The organism is Rhodobium orientis (genome assembly GCF_003258835.1).
Classification (GTDB): domain Bacteria; phylum Pseudomonadota; class Alphaproteobacteria; order Rhizobiales; family Rhodobiaceae; genus Rhodobium; species Rhodobium orientis.
Genome location: NZ_NPEV01000148.1, coordinates 1 through 281, shown reverse-complemented (window position 1 = coordinate 281; position 281 = coordinate 1). Strand labels below are relative to the sequence as shown.

At 47.7% G+C, this 281-nt stretch carries 1 protein-coding gene; it reads right to left on the bottom strand.

All coding sequences use genetic code 11. The features are described 5' to 3' along the window. Positions 1 to 281 (bottom strand): membrane protein insertase YidC (gene yidC, locus CH339_RS25595; RefSeq protein WP_146610300.1); only part of this gene is annotated, 281 nt, incomplete at both ends.

The following is a 281-nucleotide window of genomic DNA, read 5'->3' as shown; positions in this document are numbered from 1 at the left end:
AGGTTTGAGCAATCATGAATAAGTTACCGACTACCCAGTACAGGGAAAGAGCCGCCGGGAAACTGATCGCAAATACAACGATCATGATCGGCATCAGCCAAAGCATCATCGCCATCTGCGGATTTTGCTGCGCTGTTCCCGCCATCATCAGCTTTTGCTGAATGAATGTGAACACACCGGCGAGAATCGGCAAAATGAAATACGGATCACGCTCCCCAAGGTCAAACCATAAAAAGCTGTGTTCTGCGATTTCCCGCGTTCTCATAATGGCATGATAGAAT